Source organism: Desulfatiglans sp., from assembly GCA_012513605.1.
Taxonomy (GTDB): domain Bacteria; phylum Desulfobacterota; class DSM-4660; order Desulfatiglandales; family HGW-15; genus JAAZBV01.
The window spans coordinates 53,230-69,031 of the sequence record JAAZBV010000102.1; the positions used below are offsets into that span (position 1 = coordinate 53,230).

At 44.9% G+C, this 15,802-nt stretch carries 14 protein-coding genes; 12 read left to right on the plus strand and 2 right to left on the minus strand.

The genetic code is table 11. From position 1 onward, the window contains the following. Nucleotides 1-359 precede the first annotated feature (359 nt). From GX654_14055 to mfd, 5 genes are all read left to right on the plus strand, one after another. On the plus strand, nucleotides 360-587 hold the full coding sequence (locus GX654_14055; protein NLD37988.1) for a hypothetical protein: 228 nt from the start codon (nucleotides 360-362) through the stop codon (nucleotides 585-587). A 343-nt stretch (nucleotides 588-930) separates the two neighbouring features. After that, nucleotides 931-1,884: an L-lactate dehydrogenase gene (locus GX654_14060; protein ID NLD37989.1), complete on the plus strand. Its 954-nt coding sequence runs from the start codon at nucleotides 931-933 to the stop codon at nucleotides 1,882-1,884. Between the two features lie 783 nt (nucleotides 1,885-2,667). Then, on the plus strand, nucleotides 2,668-2,928 hold the full coding sequence (locus tag GX654_14065) for a hypothetical protein (GenBank protein ID NLD37990.1): 261 nt from the start codon (nucleotides 2,668-2,670) through the stop codon (nucleotides 2,926-2,928). A 150-nt stretch (nucleotides 2,929-3,078) separates the two neighbouring features. Beyond that, nucleotides 3,079-4,500 (plus strand): FAD-binding oxidoreductase, encoded by a 1,422-nt coding sequence (locus GX654_14070; GenBank protein ID NLD37991.1) that lies wholly within the window; start codon nucleotides 3,079-3,081, stop codon nucleotides 4,498-4,500. A gap of 15 nt (nucleotides 4,501-4,515) precedes the next feature. Further along, the gene (gene mfd / locus GX654_14075; GenBank protein ID NLD37992.1) at nucleotides 4,516-8,028 is read left to right on the plus strand and encodes a transcription-repair coupling factor; all 3,513 of its coding nucleotides are present in this window, start codon (nucleotides 4,516-4,518) and stop codon (nucleotides 8,026-8,028) included. Nucleotides 8,029-8,031: 3 nt separating this feature from the next. Here mfd and nadA read toward each other — a convergent pair whose 3' ends face one another. Continuing rightward, nucleotides 8,032-8,964 carry a quinolinate synthase NadA gene (gene nadA, locus GX654_14080; GenBank protein NLD37993.1) on the minus strand — a complete coding sequence of 311 codons (933 nt, stop codon included), beginning with the start codon at nucleotides 8,962-8,964 and terminating at the stop codon, nucleotides 8,032-8,034. Nucleotides 8,965-9,192: 228 nt separating this feature from the next. Between nadA and GX654_14085 the strand changes: the two genes are divergently transcribed. Next, on the plus strand, nucleotides 9,193-10,623 hold the full coding sequence (locus GX654_14085) for an MFS transporter (protein ID NLD37994.1): 1,431 nt from the start codon (nucleotides 9,193-9,195) through the stop codon (nucleotides 10,621-10,623). On the opposite strand, the gene GX654_14090 is transcribed toward GX654_14085, so the two are convergent. Beyond that, the gene (locus tag GX654_14090) at nucleotides 10,617-10,958 is read right to left on the minus strand and encodes a cupin domain-containing protein (GenBank protein NLD37995.1); all 342 of its coding nucleotides are present in this window, start codon (nucleotides 10,956-10,958) and stop codon (nucleotides 10,617-10,619) included. The two genes, GX654_14085 and GX654_14090, sit on opposite strands and share 7 nt — an antisense overlap. Before the next feature lie 330 nt (nucleotides 10,959-11,288). On the opposite strand from GX654_14090, the gene GX654_14095 reads away from it, so the two are divergent. Genes GX654_14095 through GX654_14120 form a run of 6 tightly spaced genes read left to right on the plus strand, consistent with a single transcriptional unit; the run spans nucleotide 11,289 to nucleotide 15,779 of the window. Beyond that, nucleotides 11,289-11,675 carry a cytochrome c3 family protein gene (locus tag GX654_14095; GenBank protein ID NLD37996.1) on the plus strand — a complete coding sequence of 129 codons (387 nt, stop codon included), beginning with the start codon at nucleotides 11,289-11,291 and terminating at the stop codon, nucleotides 11,673-11,675. A gap of 48 nt (nucleotides 11,676-11,723) precedes the next feature. Continuing rightward, nucleotides 11,724-13,004, plus strand: coding sequence for a 4Fe-4S dicluster domain-containing protein (locus GX654_14100; protein NLD37997.1), 1,281 nt, complete (start codon nucleotides 11,724-11,726; stop codon nucleotides 13,002-13,004). Continuing rightward, nucleotides 12,997-13,965, plus strand: a complete 969-nt coding sequence (locus GX654_14105) for an RnfABCDGE type electron transport complex subunit D (protein ID NLD37998.1) — start codon at nucleotides 12,997-12,999, stop codon at nucleotides 13,963-13,965. The genes GX654_14100 and GX654_14105 overlap by 8 nt, the downstream gene beginning before the upstream one ends. After that, complete coding sequence (locus tag GX654_14110; GenBank protein NLD37999.1) at nucleotides 13,958-14,542, plus strand: RnfABCDGE type electron transport complex subunit G; 585 nt, start codon at nucleotides 13,958-13,960, stop codon at nucleotides 14,540-14,542. Before GX654_14105 ends, GX654_14110 begins: the two co-directional genes overlap by 8 nt. Nucleotides 14,543-14,563: 21 nt before the next feature. After that, nucleotides 14,564-15,178 (plus strand): electron transport complex subunit E, encoded by a 615-nt coding sequence (locus GX654_14115; protein ID NLD38000.1) that lies wholly within the window; start codon nucleotides 14,564-14,566, stop codon nucleotides 15,176-15,178. Between the two features lie 25 nt (nucleotides 15,179-15,203). After that, nucleotides 15,204-15,779, plus strand: a complete 576-nt coding sequence (locus GX654_14120; GenBank protein NLD38001.1) for an RnfABCDGE type electron transport complex subunit A — start codon at nucleotides 15,204-15,206, stop codon at nucleotides 15,777-15,779. Nucleotides 15,780-15,802 lie beyond the last annotated feature (23 nt).

Sequence of the window (15,802 nt, forward strand, 5' to 3'; positions counted from 1 at the left end):
CTCCTTCATCTGATAACCATGCTAAACGACAATTGAGTATCTTAATATATGCTTTATTAAGCGGTATTATGAATTGACTCTCACATATGAGAGCGATATTATTCTCCACTATTCAAAAAAAGTATCCTATGAAATATGGGAAATTATGCCTTTGCTGAGACATTGACAGGCAGTCACATGGTGTTTCTCTCTGGCCCACTTCAGTCAGGTAAAACTGTACTGTCAGAAAGGTATCTTGAAAAAGGCAGGGCATCCTGTCTCACCAGTAATTGGGATGATATGGTGTAACAAGAAAGAATAATTGTTAATTATTTGCAATAATTCTGGTAAAAATATTTGATCAGCGTATAATCAAAACCATGAAAATTAATTGGGATACTCCTAAGAAGGTTAAAGAAACAGAAAAAAACGAACTGCGCCCCGAGTACAGGCGGTCCGATTTCCCTGGCGGTTTAAAGCGGGGTAAGTATGCAAAACGATTGAAAGAGGAGTCCAATATCGTGGTCTTAAAGCCAGAGGTAGCTCAAGCCTTTCCGAATGCGAAAGCGGTGAATGATGCACTTCTTTCACTTATTGATATCGCATAGAAATCTGTCGATTCAGCATCAAATCGTTCCTCCAGATAGGTCAATACTGTGAACTATCAGGCATAAAAGGGAATGTATCCGGAGAAATTTTAAACCCTTGAAATTCATATTTAAGGATTAAATGAAACAGGCTGCTGAAGCCCCCGAAAAAAATCTTTCCTGATTGTGTTTTTGTTCATGATTACTAATTTAATTTCAAATAAGTATAAACTTATACTTCAAAAATCTTGACAACCGTTGCTTTTAAACTGCAATAAAGCAATGAATTAATTTCAGATAGAACTACTTGAATATATTATAGAAGAAGGTCAAAATCCCTTTTACAGTTGGAGGAGAAATCAATATGACATCCAAAAACCAGAGAAAAGTGGTTATTGCCGGCGCAGGAGCTGTTGGCGCAACATTTGGATACGCCCTTGCTCAAAGCGGGTTGGCAGACGACATCATACTTATTGACAAGAACGAAGAACTCGCACGGGGACAGGTGTTGGACCTTGCCCACGGGCAGCCATTCTTTCCTGCTGTGGCTATTCGTGAAGGGGATCCATCGGACTTTTCCGACGCCCGTTTGGTTGTGATCACAGCGGGGGCTGCCCAGCGACCCGGTGAAACGCGACTGCAGCTTCTAAATAAGAATGCGGTCATCGTTCGGAGCATAGTTAATGAAGTCATGAAGCATAACGATGAGTGCGTCATGGTTATTGTCAGTAATCCAGTGGACGTAATGACCCATGTTGCTATCCAGGGTGCGGGAAGCAAAAGGAGCCGAATTTTTGGCTCCGGCACGGTCCTGGATAGCGCCCGTCTCCGGCATCTTCTTGGCAAGCATTGTGGAGTTGATGTTCACAACGTGCATGCTTACGTTTTAGGCGAGCATGGTGATTCTCAATTCGCTGCCTGGTCATTGACGCATTTAGCAGGTATGAAGATTGATGAGTTTTGTCCGATCTGCGGCAGGTGCGAAGACTGGAAGTTGCGACGCAATGAGATAGAACAACAGGTGAGGAACTCAGCCTACCACATCATCGGCTATAAAGGCGCTACCTGTTTTGCGGTGGGTATGGCGCTGGTGCGTATTGCAGGAGCAATCCTGCGCAATGAAAAGAGCGTATTGACCGTTTCCACGAGACTCGAAGGTGAATTCGGGCTTAGTGATGTCTGCCTGAGTGTCCCATGTATCATATCGTCCAGTGGAGTAGAAAGAATTGTAGAGAGCAATCTTCCTGAAGATGAATTATTGGCACTATCAAATTCTGCTGCACTCCTCAAGGAGGCCATTATAAAGGTCGGGTTATAACCCGACCTCTTTTTAAATTAATGGCTGAAAAAGGTAAAAATGTCCTTATTAAAAATTAATTATATGAAATCCTGATGGAAATATTGTTGTGTTGCTTCGCTTAACCCAACCTACGACTAATTCCTTTCCAGCAGAAAGATCATTGCTTATGGAAAATATGATTAACTACAATAAAGCCAGCAGTACATATGACAATACCCGAAGTCATTCAGATATTCTGATATCAAGGTTTGCCGAACGAATCTCTTTCTCAGGGTCTACGACAATATTGGATTTTGGTTGCGGAAAAAAGCGTGATGTTTCGACTTCTAGATGAAGAAGAATATACCGGGGGTCTATCCCGGATCAAGGCAGATATCGGGAGACAAATTTTATAATTCCGGCAGAGGCGAGTTGCTTATATGGCTAAAAAAACAGCGATAACACTTAGAACAGGGACATGTTAATACCAATCAGTCATCTGATTTTATTAGCGATAGTATGACTTGACTCGCTCACATTATCGCATTTATATAAATTTTACAAAGATGATAAAGACCACGGATAAAAAAATAATAGAACTTCTTAAGGGGATAGAAAACGACACAAAAAAACACAGGGTAATACTCGTTAACTATTCAAGAGGTATAAGGTAAGGCATTGAAACCACATCTGATATTTACCTGTCTATATATTGGAAAAATTTTCTTGTAATGCAAAATATTCTGTTATAACCTCCCTTTCAAGTTTTGGAATTCTGAAAAGAGTTCGGGAACCATTTATACGGGAGTTGTTAAAGGAATCATGAATTGTACCATTTGTGGTGTTTCTGCTGATAATGTTGAAGATCTGGTTGCTGAGAACTGGACCCTTTCATTTTTTGACGAAAATGATGAGCATGGCCCCCTTTGTCCTGCCTGCTCTGAAATACTGCTTCATATGGCACATGACGGCGAATATGAGCTTAAAAGGGAGTATCACGGGAAGGTGACTTTTAATGACCAGATAGAATATATGGATGATGATCCCCTCTGCGATATAGTCCTGGGATATATTCTTAACTGAAGATGTCCCTGCTCAAAGGCTGTCATACGTTACTATGCTGACTTTATAAAACTGCCTGAGCGCATTTACCCTTTACAATTTTTTGTCTTTATAGATTAAACTCAAAAATATACAGTATGTTATTTCACCGATCAGAAAAAGGTAATAATCTTGAGATATAAACGCCTTGACAACCACGATATTGAAATGCTTAAGGGTCTTACTGCCCCTGACAGGTTTTCTACCGGTGAGTCAGTTAAAACGCTTCATGCAAGGGATCAATCCCGCCATGTTTGCATGCTGCCAGAGGCAGTGCTCTGGCCGCTAAATGAATCTGAGGTATCAAATATCCTTAAACATGCCAATGAACAGCGAATCCCTGTTACTGCCTGGGGGGCCGGGAGCAGCCTTGAGGGGAATCCCCTGCCTGTGTTTGGCGGCATAGTACTTGATTTTTCTATGATGAACAGGGTTTTAGATATAAGGGAAGAGGATTTTCAGGCAGATGTGGAGCCTGGCGTTATATACAAGGAGTTAAACAGGAAGCTCAAACACAGGGGGCTCTTTTTTGCCCCTGACCCCGGAGCTGACGCTACCATAGGAGGCATGATAGCAAACAATTCAAGCGGGATCCGCACAGTTAAATACGGGGCAACCAGGGCAAATATCCTTCGTCTCTCGGTAGTACTCGCAAATGGTGAGATTATAAAGACAGGCACACGCGCATCAAAGACATCATCAGGTTATGATCTTATAAACCTGATCACAGGCTCAGAGGGCACCCTCGGGATAGTAACAGGTGCCACGATCAGGCTTAGAGGCCTGCCCGCAGAATCTTCAGCCGCCATTGCCTCATTTCCTTCCATTGAAAAAGCAGGTAATGCCGTTTTTGAGATCATGAAATATGGCCTTGATCCTGCTGCGCTTGAACTTCTTGACAGGGAGTGCGTTAAGCTCATTAACCGTAACAGGGATATGGGCCTTGAGGAGGAGCCAACCCTCTTTATGGAATTTCACGGCCCATCTGTAAATTACCTCTCTGAGGTTATGGATGCAGCAAAGGAATTCTGCCTTGGTAATGGTTGTATAAATTTCAGTTCAGGCATAGGCAGGGATGAAAGGGATAATTTTTTCAGTGCAAGGCATCATTTAAGTGAGATGATTGTCCAGAATCACCCCGGTTACTCATTTCTTTCAGGCGACACAGCTGTCCCGGTCTCCGCTTACCCTGAGATAATTGCACTGGCAAGGGAAGAGATAAAAAAGAGTGAGATTACTGCCTATATATTCAGCCATGCAGGGGATGGAAATCTCCATCTGAAATTTGCAGGCAGAAAAGGGGACAAGGAAGAGTGGCAGGCAATAGACGAGATAAATCACAGGATAATATCAAAGGCCATATCCCTTGACGGTACTGCCACTGGTGAGCATGGGGTTGGCATTGGTAAACGTGCATTTATGGCTGAAGAGCATGGGAACAGCCTGATATGGATGAAAAAGATAAAGGAGCTGTTTGACCTGAACGGGATTTTAAACCCGGGCAAGATCTTTCCGGATTATGACTTACACTCGAACCCTCTTGGCCTGCCGTAGCTTTAGCAAAGGCGGATGACCCCCGGACCCCTTGAACCCTTAAACTTTAAATATATGATAACCAACAACTCATACATAAACGAACTTATTAAGCTGATGTCAGCCGGTAACAGGGATATCTCTGTCTCCGGTATAGATAATGCTGCCAGGTCATACCTTATATCAGGGCTGCTCATTGAACAGGAAAGCCCCTTTCTCATTATCCTGCCCACTGCAAAGGAGGCGGCCAGGCTTATGAGGGAGCTTCAGTTTTTTCTCCCTCAGGGTTTTGTTTCAGGGGGGCAGCAGGAAAAGAGGCTCTTTGATTTCCCGGCCTATGACCTCTCACCCCTTACTGGTTTAAGCCCGCACAGGTACATCATAAACCGCAGGTTACAGGCACTCTATGCACTGACATCCTGTAAAAACCCGGTAGTTGTTACATCGTTAGAGGCCATGCTTTTAAAGATTATCCCCAAGAAGGCCCTGCTTAGAACACTTGAATACCTTGAGCCGGGTGAGGATTTTCCACGTGACGATCTTATCAGAAAACTTGAGACAGGGGGGTATCTCCGCACTGCACTTGTGGAAGAGCCGGGCGATTATTCTGTGCGTGGTGGTGTAATAGATATATTCCCGCCGCTCTATGAGATGCCCATCCGCCTTGAGTTCTGGGGGGACAGGCTTGAGTCCATACGCCATTTTGATCAGGTCTCACAACGCTCAACAGACCGGCTAAAGGAGATGATCCTTTTACCATCAAGTGAGGTCATCATGGATGATGAGGCCATGATGCGGGCAAGGTCTATGGGGCGTCTCCCTGAACAGGCAGGAGAAGGGGCAAGCTTCCCCGGTCAGGAGGCGTGGCTGAACCATTTTTACCCTGAACTCAACAGCCTGTTTGATTATTTTCCCTCCACCGGGATCATCCTTCTTATGAACAGTGACAGGATCGAGACAGATAAGGAAAAATTCCAGTTCAGGTTTGACAGGGACAGGGAAAAATTTCGTGAAGAGGCGGAAAACAGGGGCACTATCTTCCCTGATATAGAAGGGGTGCTTTTAACCGACAAGGAATTTGAAGAGGGCATAAATACCCGTCAGAAGATAAGTTTCAACAGTCTTTTACTGGGCACACCTGAGGAGCTGTCAAATACAATAGAGATTAAGGGCGCCCATGACATAGAGTTCGAATTTGACCTGAGGCTCACAGGCAAGGGACGTGTATCAATGGCCCCACTTGCAGAGAGGATATCAGTATGGATGAACCAGGGCGGAAGCATCATTCTTGTATGCAGGACAGAGCAGCAGGCATCAAGGCTGGCAGAAATACTGAATAACTACAATGTTCAGATAGATGAAACAGTGGATAGTTTTTTTGCGGTCTCACCCAGGAAGAGGCTGCACATCTGCATTGGAAGGCTCCAAAAGGGGTTCGGGTGGGAGGACATCGGCCTCTATGTGATAAGCGAGGATGAGATATTCGGGCCCAAACGGGCAAGGTCAAGAAAGAAGAGCGAAGAGGGAGGTATAGACTGGACATCCTTTGGCCAGCTTTCAGTCGGCGACCTTGTTGTGCATGAGGATCATGGTATAGGCCAGTATGGCGGACTTATAAGGATGGAGATACAGAACAAGATAAATGATTTTGTTCTTATCGAGTATGCAGGGACTGATCGCCTCTATATCCCTGCTGACCGCATAAGTATAATGCAGAAATATGTGGGGGCCGATGATAAAAATCCCAAGCTTGATCAACTGGGCGGAAAGGCATGGAAGGTAGTAAAACAGAAGGCCAAAAAGGCCATCATGGAGATAGCAAGGCAGCTTGTTGATATCTATGCAATAAGAAAATACAGGGAGGGGTTTGCCTTTTCACGCCCGGACAGCTTTTTCAGGGAGTTTGAGGCCACGTTTGAACATGAAGAGACATCCGATCAGATAAAGGCGATTGATGATGTGCTGTCGGATATGGAATCCATAAGACCCATGGACAGGCTCATATGCGGTGATGTGGGTTATGGCAAGACAGAGGTGGCCATTAGGGCCGCTTTCAAGGCGGTTACTGACGGCAAACAGGCGGCAGTGCTGGTGCCCACAACGGTGCTAGCTGAGCAGCACTATGAGACATTCAAAACTAGAATGAAGCCCTTTAATGTGGAGGTGGATGTCTTAAGCCGTTTCAAGAGCGCAAAGGAGCAGAAGGAGACCATAGCCCGTGTACGCGCGGGGCATGTGAATGTACTCATAGGCACCCACAGGATACTCTCAAAGGATATTGGGTTTAAGGACCTGGGCATACTTATAATTGATGAAGAACAGCGCTTCGGCGTAAAGCAGAAGGAGAGATTAAAGGAGTTCAGGGCGGTTGTTGATGTGCTTGCACTCACGGCAACCCCCATACCACGCACCTTGCATCTCTCCCTTATGGGCGTAAGGGATTTGAGCATCATTGAGACCCCGCCTGAAGACAGGCTTGCCATACAGTCCTATCTTTTACCATTTGATGAGGCAACCATTAAGCATGCAATAGAAAATGAGATGGAGAGGGGAGGGCAGGTATTTTTTGTCCATAACCGTGTTAAGTCCATAGACAACATTGCAGGAAAGATCAAAAAAATCGTGCCCAATGCAAGGCTTGCCATAGGCCACGGCCAGATGAAACCGGATGATCTTGAAAATACCATGATGCGGTTTTTAAGAAAAGAGGTGGATGTGCTGGTATGCACCACCATAATAGAATCGGGCCTTGATATACCATCAGCCAATACCATCATAATCAATCAGGCAGAGCGTTTCGGGCTTGCACAGATATATCAGCTCAGGGGCCGCGTGGGGAGGTCATCTGAAAGCGCCTATGCCTATCTGCTTTTATCAAAAAAGGCCAACCTGACAAGAGAGGCAGAAAAGAGACTCAAGGCGCTCATGGATTTTTCACAGTTAGGCGCAGGTATCCATCTTGCCATGCATGACCTCAAGATAAGGGGAGGCGGAAATATCCTGGGCTTCAGCCAGTCAGGGCACATTGCCTCAATAGGGTATGAGCTTTACATAAAGCTTACAGAGGAGGCCATAGCAGAATTAAAAGGCGAAGAGTATCAGCAGGAGATAAACCCTGAGATCAATGTGGAGGTCTCTGCCTACCTGCCTGAGGAGTATGTCTCTGACATAGATGTAAGGCTTAATATATACAGGAGGCTATCAAGCCTTAAAGAGGATGATGACCTGAAAAAAATGTCTGATGAGATCATAGACAGGTTCGGGCCGCCTCCAAAGGCGGTATCAAACCTGTTAAAGGTTATGGAGGTAAGGCTTCTGATGAAGCGGAAAGGCATAGCCCGCCTTGATGTAAAGGAGGATGCCCTTATGTTCACATTCAGCCAGATAAAAGATATAAATCCTAACGATGTGGTAAGGATGATAGAGAGAAAGCGGCCAAGATTCAGCCTTCTTAACGATTCAAGGTTAAAGGCCAGAATAAAAAAGACAGATCACCTGGGCGCACTCAACGAGGCCAAGAGCGTTATTAATGAGTTTGATTTTATTTAAAGACTAGCCCGCCGGTATTGCAAGCATCTTTTCTACTGCAATCCTTGCCCTGTTGGCTGTCTCTTCTGGCACCTTCACTATGGTCTTCATCTGTTCAAGGGCCTTTACAACATCAAGGAGCCCGGTCTTTTTCATGTTCGCACAGATCATATCAGGGTCAGCAGGGATAAACTCTTTGTCCGGGTTTGCCTTTTTAAGAGGGTGAATGATACCTGTCTCTGTCCCGATTATAAACTTTTTATGAGATGAGTTTCTAATAAAGGCAATAATGCCTGAGGTACTCTTTATCTCGTCAGCGAGCGCCAGCACCTCGGGTGTGCATTCGGGGTGTGCAAGAAAAAGGGCATCAGGGTTTTTCGCCTTTACCTTTTTTACCTGTGATGGTTTCAGATTATTATGTGTGGGGCAAAATCCATTCCACCATGTTATCCGCCTCTGTGTCCTGCTTTTGGCATACTGGGCAAGATTCCTGTCGGGTGTCATGAATATCTCTTTATCAGGGTCTATACTCTCCACAACCTTTACAACGTTTGCCGAGGTGCAGCATATATCGCTTTCAGCCTTTACATCAGCAGTGGTATTTACATAACTCACAATAACCCTGCCCGGGTTTTTCTTCTTTTCCTCTATCAACTCACGGGCAGTAATCATATCCGCCATAGGGCACCCTGCGGCAGCAACAGGCAGAAGGACTGTTTTATTGGGTGATAATATCGACGCGGTCTCCGCCATAAAATGCACACCACAGAATACAATAACATCCTTCTCGGTCTTTGATGCCTTTATGGATAGCTCAAGCGAGTCACCACACAGGTCTGCCACATCCTGTATCTCGGCCCTCTGGTAATTGTGGGCAAGAAGGATTGCATTCTTTTCCTTTAAAAGCCCCCTTATTTTTTTCTTCAGGTCATCAATATGTTCTATGGTTGTTCCCATCTTAATACCCCTGATAATTCAATTTATTTTAATCCATCATATATGTTATCATTCTGGAAATCCATACTATAGGATGAATCATTACAGGTCAAGCAAGGTTTTAGTTAGTGTTCATCCTGAAAGAGATAGTATTTAGGTGGAGCTTTCATCTGTGAGCAGATTCTTTGTTTTGAATGCCTTTTGCTGAAAGCTGAAGGCTGATAGCTTAATTTATAAGTATCGAATTAAATGAAATTGGGAACTGATATAGAAAAATATAAGAACAGAGCGAAGGTGAATTACACCCCTTCCATGAAGGCATCCATAAACGACGGGATGAGCCATGCTGTCATGATGGGGTGCGGTGAAAACTATTTTGGTGTCTTCAGTATCTTTCTTAAGGCCACAACCATCCAGGTCGGCCTCATAGCCACCCTGCCGCAACTTCTCGCATCAATTATTCAGTGGGCAGGTGCAATAAACCTTGACAGGATACAGAGCAGAAGGAGTGTTGTAGCAACAGGTGCATTTATACAGGCCCTTGCATTCATCCCCATTGCGTTTCTATTTTTTCTCTTTGATATAGGGCAAATATCAGTGATGTTTCTCCTCCTGATGGTGATTATCTACTTTTGCGCGAACGGGGCTACAGTGCCAGCCTGGAACAGCCTCATAGGCGACCTCATTCACCCGAATGTAAGGGGCCGATTTTTCGGAAAGCGCAATACCCTGACCGGGATGAATACCTTTATTGCCCTGACCCTGTCCGGGCTTATGCTCCATGTTTTTAAGAAACAGGGCTACCCGGAGTTCGGATACCTGATAATCTTTACTGTAGCATGTTTTGCCAGGCTGCTCTCAGTTTACTGGATCAGAAGATATGATGATCCGCCGCTTTCTATCACCCCTGACCAGGTCTTTACCTTCAGACAGTTTTTAAGAAGGTCACCCTATTCCAATTTTGCCAAGTTCGTATTCTTTGTTGCCATGATTAACCTGGGGGTATCATTTTCTGCACCCTACTTTTCTTTATATATGCTCAGGGACCTGGATTATAGCTACATGGCATATACCTTTGTCATTGCTGTAGGCAATATTGCCCAGTTTCTGACATTCAGGCACTGGGGAGGCATCAGCGACAGGTTCGGCAATAAAAAGATACTTAACCTCTGCGGATGGGGCATGTCACTTGTCCCCATCATGTGGGTGGGGCCTGCCAATATATATTACTTTATTTTTATACAGATATACGGGGGGATAATCTGGTCAGGTTTTAACCTGGCCATTGCAAATTTCCTGTTTGATGCGGTAACGCCCCCTAAAAGGGCAAGGTGTGTAGCCTACCAGGGGCTCATGAACGGCATCGCAATCTTCACAGGCTCTCTCATGGGGGGGCTTACAGCCAGCCATCTGCCTGATTCCATTAATTTCGGCCTGTTTATCTGGAGGCCTGTATCCATGCTGCTCATGGTCTTCCTGATATCAGGGGTTATAAGGTTTATAGCGGCATACATATTCCTAAAAAAATTCAGGGAGGTGAGGGAGGTAGAACCCATAAGTGAGGGCGAGCTGATATTCAGGATCAGCCATATCAAACCTATTGCAGGGGCAACATTCAGCCTCACCACAGGGCTCTTTAATCCGCAGAAAAAAAAGGCTGATAAGGATCAGGATCAGTAAAAAAAGGCAAGCCAGACAGTTTCCTCTTCTGCTGATGTCCATTCCACCCTGTGCAGGGTATGGGAAGGGATTTCTATATAATCCCCTGGCAGCATCTCAAGTATCCGGTCGCTCTCTTTAAATAGGATAGCAGCCCTCCCCCTGAGCAGGATAACAAACTCGGTCTTGTCCTGGTCATACCAGAACCCTGGAGGGGAGGCATGCCCCCTTGATATGATACGCTCAACAGCAACCCCCTTTTCAGCGCTGCCGGTGATTTTTTCTATCAGCTCATCAGGCAGATCAGAAGGGATGCCTTTATAAATATTATTCATGAAATATATTGTGCCCTCCATCAGAGATGGTTACACTATCATTTTTCAGGACAAATTCCAAACATGAACTAGCTGTTAATCTGATCAAGTAAGGTAAAAAGGCTTTATTCAGGAGTAACAGCCTTTAAAAATATGGTAACTCCATATGGGTGCCCGTTTTTATATTGCTTGACAATTCACCCTCCTTTTTCTAAAAACTCCGGGTAAAATTTAATTTGCATACCATTATTGATCTTGCCTAACGTATTGAAATAAAACTATCTTTCAGTATGCGGCATTTTTAATAAATCGGGGGTTAAAGAAATATTTTACCAGCGAGTGCCCTGGTCTAGTATTTTTTAAGGAAACATAATGAATCGAAAAACAGAAAAATATATAGCCTTTTGCGCAGGAGCAGTTCTTTTTTGTGTCGGGGTGGTATCTTATGCCGCATTCCCTAAAATAATTATGGAGAGGCCTGTCAGGATCATGTTTCAGACAAGTGGAGGGAATGTGCTCTTTTCACATAATGTACATGCGGATAAGGAAAACTACGGGCTTGACTGTGCTGACTGCCATCCTGCATGGAGCAACGATGAGGCTGAAAGGCCAGGTTCATGTTCAGGATGTCATAATGTTAAAAGTACTGAAGATGGGATGCTCAAGCGGTCAGATGCCCTTCATACCCTGTGCAGGGGATGTCATGAAGAGGGCGGGCACGGGCCTGTTGAAAAGTGCACGGACTGCCATGTCCTTTAAGGAGAGAGGTTCAAGGCAGGTTGTTTTACTGTTGTGCAGGAGGAAGAGATGATTAAGAAACCATTTTTCAGCATGGGTGCCCCCCGGCTTAAATATCCGGTTGTAAAAAGACCTGATCCAGGTTTTGACAGCATTCCATTACCTGAAAGGGTGACTGTTTATATAAAAAGGCCCTTGTCACCTGCTGTTGAAGGGTTAATCCAGGCTGGGGAGAGGGTAAAGACAGGCAGCAGGCTCTTTTTTGATGATGAGGGCTCCTGTTTCCTTTCGCCAGTCACCGGCACCATAGCATCCCTGGATGAATTTGCCGGTTATATGGATACCAGATATACATCTGTCACAATTGAAACAGCATCAGATGAAGAGGTACATGAAGACATAAAGGGACTTTCCAGTGTATTTTCTCCTGAAAATGCCGCAGCCTTTCTTGCGGATCTGCCCGGCTCTCCTGATTTCAAATCCTTTTTAAAGAGGAAGGAGCCCTATGAGGCTATTATTGTTGAGGGGGTTGATGACGATCTCCTAATAAGGGTGAATCAGGCGGTCCTTGAAGGGGAGCTTAAGGATGTGCTTGAAGGGATTCAAATACTCAAAAAGCTTACCGGTGTTGAACAGGTATATATTTCAGCGCTACCCTCTTCTTCATTAAGGATGAAATCCGGTGATGTTGATGTAATTGAAGTCAGTGAACAGTATCCATCTGCTCTTCCTGAGATGATTATGAAAAATAAACTCAAGAGGGTCGTTCCTGCCGGTAAAAAATGCAGTGATTCAGGTGTTGGCTTTATTAAGGCAGAGGCTGTAGCCTCACTTGCGAAGTTAATAAATAAAGGCGAGGTACCTGTCTATAAGGTGGTTACAGTTATTGATAAAAAGGGCTCAGCCAGGAACCTCAGGGTAAGGATCGGAACAAAGGTTTGTGATATATTAAGTCACCTTGGGATAAGCACCTCTTATGGAGACAGGATAATCGCGGGCGGCCCCATGAGGGGAAAAAGCATCTATTCGGAAGATATGCCTGTGCTGTGGGATACAGATGCCATCATGGTTCAGCCTGGCAGAGAAATAACACCATGTCATGACACACCATGCATAAACTGCGGCGAATGTGTGCGCGCATGCCCTGCAAATATCCCTGTTAATATGCTTATAAGACTTCTGGAAAACAGGCTTTATGAGATGGCGGTCAGTGAGTATGATCTTCTTTCATGCATAGAATGCGGTCTATGCTCTTATGTCTGCGTGGCGAGGATCCCCCTCTTTCAATATATAATGCTGGGTAAAAACGAATACCTCAAACTGAAGAGCTCGGAGGGATCCAATGTTTAAGCAGAAGCTGTTCGTAAGCTCTCATGCCCCTTTTTTCCATAACGGTGCAAGCGTAAGAGGAAGAAGCTTTAATACCATACTCGCGGCACTGCCCGCCATTTTTATGGGGATATATCAATATGGCCTGCCCGCTGTTGCTGTTATTGCCCTCTCAATTTCATCTGCATTGATCTGGGAACTAATAATGAACCTTGCCATGAAAAGGGATATCAGCATAGGTGATGGAAATGCAGCAGTAATCGGCCTTATCTTTGCGATGATGATGCCTGCAACAACCCCCTGGTGGGCGGTTATTACAGGCACCTTTATAGCCATTGTTATAGGTAAACAGATATGGGGCGGGATAGGCTGTAATCCACTGAACCCGGCCCTTGTGGCTATTGCGATTATTACTATTGCATGGAAGGGACTTACAGATTTTGATCAGGCCCTTGTAGATTACAATCTGGGGTTCAGCATGATTTACCCCCTTGGGGAGCTCAAACGTTTCGGGGCATCAATGGTAACCAATAACGAAATAAAAGGGCTATTTATGGGCATGCAGGCGGGAGGTATAGGCTCAACCTTTGGCCTTGGCCTTGTTATAGGCGGGGTTTACCTGCTGATACGCGGGATAACAAGATGGGAGATATCCATCTCTTTTCTACTTGGTATATACCTTACCGCCCTGATTTTTCACCATGCTGATCCTTTAAAATATGCTGACCCCATGTTTCATATTGTTACAGGGTATACGCTCCTTGGGGCATTTTTTCTCATCACCGAGGATTCATCATCACCTGTGAATTTCATCCCGATGATTTTATTTGGTATTATGGCAGGGGTGATGACTGTGCTGATCAGAAATATAGGCGCATATGCGGATGGTACTGTTTTCGCTATACTGCTTATGAATGTGGCCAACCCCCTGCTTGACAAGATCAGGCCAGCGGCGCTTGGAAAGGGGGGTGTGAATGCGTGATGTAATAAAACTCTTTCTGATAGTGACCATTTTCAGCGCCGTATCAGGCTGGGCCCTTGCCACAGTCAGAAACCTCACGGCAGAAAGGGTAGAGATACAACAGCTTACCTATATAAAAGGCCCTGCCCTTAAAGAGATACTGGCCGGTAGCACAAACGATCCGATTACTGACAGGCTCAAGGTGCCTGATGGCAAAAAACAGATTGATGTCTTTACCGGTGTGTTTGACAGCAGAAAAAACACTGTTGCCTTTGAGGTGACAGGTAAGGGCTATGGCGGGAATATCGGTATTATGGTGGCCTTTAATATAGAAACTGACGAACTGGCAGGGATTGGGGTAACTACCCACAGTGAGACCCCTGGCCTTGGTGCGCGCGCCAAAACAGAGCCATCTTTCCGTGCACAGTTTAAGGGTATATCGATTAATAAACCTGTTAAGGTCAGGCCCGAAGGCGGGGATATAGATGCCCTGAGTGGCGCTACTGTTACATCAAAAGGTGTATGCTCCGGGGTTAACAATTCCATAGAGATATATAAAAGAGTTAAAAGCGAGATACTGAAGAATATTAAAGGGTAGGCAGGCAGGGAGAAAAGAGTCATGGCAAAGAGTTTTGTTCAGGAGTTTACAAAGGGTTTATGGGCGGAGATCCCCCCATTCAGGCTTGTGTTAGGGTTGTGTCCTACCCTTGCGCTTACAAAAAGCCTTGAAAACGGGATAGGCATGGGGGTTGCCTTTACCTTTGTCCTGATCCTCTCAAATATTCTTATTTCCATGCTCAGGAATGTGATCCCCAAACAGGTAAGGCTTTCATGCTACATAATAGTCATTGCAACATTTGTTACTATTGTTGAACTGCTTATGCAGGCATATGCATTTCCTCTCTATCAAAAACTGGGTATTTTTATACCTCTTATTGTTGTTAACTGCATAGTCCTGGGAAGGGCAGAGGCATTTGCAGCAAAGAACAGGGTTATGCTCTCTATAGCTGACGCGCTTGGCATGGGTATCGGTTATACACTGGCCCTTGGTGCACTCGCTGCCTTCAGGGAGATCTTCGGTGCAGGGACCTTGACATTCCCATTTATCAATTATTCAATACATAATGTACTCGGGGCATCATATAAACCATTTGTCTTTCTGGTAGAGGCGCCCGGCGCATTTGTGTGCCTGGGGCTCATGCTCTGTGTAATGAACATGCTTGGCAGGAAGTAAATGAAAAAGGGCTAAGGAGAATCAAATGGGTGATTATTTTTTACTGGCAATAAGCTGCATATTTGTAAATAACATACTTCTGGCCCAGTACCTTGGTAACTGTCCCTTTCTTGGTGTTTCAAAAAAGATGGAAACAGCAACAGGAATGGCAATGGCTGTTATTTTTGTGCTGGTGTTGGCCGGGTCAATTACCTGGGCCATCAGCCATTTTATCCTTAAACCTTTTGACCTGGAATATCTTCAGACATTATCATTTATCCTGGTTATTGCATCCCTTGTATCCTTTGTTGAGCTGTTTTTAAAGAAATCCATTCCTGCCCTCTATTCAGGTCTGGGTATATTCCTGCCTCTTATCACAACCAACTGTGCGGTAATGGGTGTATGCCTTATCAACATTAAAGAAGATTACAGCTTTCTTCAGACCCTGGTCTCATCCTTTACATACCCTGCGGGTTTCGGGCTTGCGCTTGTCCTCTATGCGGGCCTTCGTGAACGTATTCTGCTTGCAAGGGTACCAAAACCCCTGCAGGATACCGCCATAGGTCTTGTAGGGGCAGGCATGATGTCACTTGCCTTTATGGCCTTCAAGGGGATGGCATAGACAGTATGACAGATATATTTTTC